The following is a 1,730-nucleotide window of genomic DNA, read 5'->3' as shown; positions in this document are numbered from 1 at the left end:
CCTTCGCCCCAGACGCCTCCCCCCCGGCCACGGGGCTCAAGGGTCTCCTCGCCTCCCTGTGGCTGGCCGTGCGCGGGTCCACCGAGGACCTGGCGACCGGCCCCGTGGACCGCGCCTTCCTGCTGCTCTCCGTGCCCATGGTGCTGGAGATGGTGATGGAGTCCGTGTTCGCGCTGGTGGACGTGCTCTTCGTCTCCCGCCTGGGCGCGGACGCCATCGCCACCGTGGGCCTCACGGAGTCCGTGCTCACGCTCTTCCAGACCCTGCCGCTGGGGCTCGCCATCGGCGCCACCGCGCTCATCGCCCGACGCGTGGGACAGAAGGACGCCGAGCGCGCCGGACGCACCGCCGTGCAGGCCCTGGGCCTGGGACTCGCCCTGTCCATTCCCGTGGGCCTTGGGGGCGCCGTGTTCGCGCGCCCCATCCTCCTGGCGCTGGGCGCGGCCCCGGGCGTGCTGGAGCACGGCGTGCCCTACGCGCGGCTGATGCTGGCCAGCTTCCCCATCATCATGCTGCTGTTCCTCATCAGCGCCGTCCTGCGCGGCGCGGGCGACGCGACCACCTCCATGCGCGCGCTGTGGCTGGCCAACACCGTCAACATCGTGCTCGCGCCGCTGTTCATCTTCGGCCTGGGACCCGTGCCCGCCATGGGCGTCCTGGGCGCGGCGGTGGCCACCACCGTGGGCCGCTCCACCGGCGTCGTGTATCAACTGCACCGGCTGCTCAAGGGCACCGGACGTCTGGCATTGCGCCGCCGCCACCTGTGCGTGGAGTGGGACACGCTGCGCTCGCTCCTGAAGCTGTCCGGCGGCGCCACCTTCCAGTACCTGCTGACCATGTCCAGCTGGCTCATCCTGATGCGCATCGTGGCCACCTTCGGCAGCGCGGCGCTCGCGGGCTACACGCTGGCCATGCGCGTCCTGCTCTTCGCGCAGCAGCCCACGTGGGGCCTGAGCCACGCGGCCGGAACGCTGGTGGGCCAGAGCCTGGGCGCGGGCGACACCGACCGGGCGGAGCGCGCCGCGTGGCGCGCCAGCTTCTACACGCTCGGCTTCCTCGCCGCGGTCGCGTTGGGCTTCCTCGTCTTCGCGGATCCGCTCATCCACTCCTTCACCACCGACCCGGAGGTGGGCCTGCACGCCACGCGCTGCCTGCGCATCGTCAGCTGCAGCCTGGCCCTCTACGCCTTCGTCACCGTGCTGCCCCATGCCTTCAACGGCGCGGGGGACACCACCACGCCCACGCTGGTGAACCTCGTCTTCTGCTGGGGCTTCCAACTGCCACTGGCGTGGTTGCTCGCCATCCCCCTGGGGTGGGGCCCTTCCGGGGCCTTCGCCTCCATCGCCATCACGTATGGCGCCCTGGGGCTGGCCAGCGCGGCCCTCTTCCGGCGCGGGCAGTGGAAGCTGCGGCACGTCTGAAGCCAGACGCCGGACCGAGGCCGGACGCCGGCTTCGGACACTCCACACGGTCCAGAGGCTGAGTTGAAAGCGCTCGCCCATGTGCCGACTTTCCCGGAACTCCCGCAGCGGGTGGAGCGCCCCCGGCGCCTCCAGACGCCGGGCGCTCCCGACATCCCGGAGCCGCCCCCAACGCGTCGCCGCGAGAGCCTGGGGTGAAACGGTCGAGGGGAAGGGGCGTTACACACATGGCGGGCAACGAGCGGCTGGGCGTGGCGATAGTGGGTCTGGGCGGGGCGGTGGCGACGACAGCGGTGGCGGGGATGGAGT

General features: G+C 72.1%; 1 protein-coding gene. It reads left to right on the top strand.

Annotation, left to right across the window (positions count from 1 at the left end; all coding sequences use genetic code 11):
- The coding region (locus tag D7X74_RS41775; RefSeq protein ID WP_233602490.1) for an MATE family efflux transporter at nucleotides 1-1,421 on the top strand (1,421 nt) is incomplete at its 5' end.
- Between the last annotated feature and the right edge of the window lie 309 nt (nucleotides 1,422-1,730).

The organism is Corallococcus sp. CA047B (genome assembly GCF_003612065.1).
GTDB classification, from domain to species: Bacteria; Myxococcota; Myxococcia; order Myxococcales; family Myxococcaceae; genus Corallococcus; species Corallococcus praedator.
The sequence above is the reverse complement of the archived record's forward strand: the minus strand, read 5'-3'. Positions and strand labels throughout refer to the sequence as shown.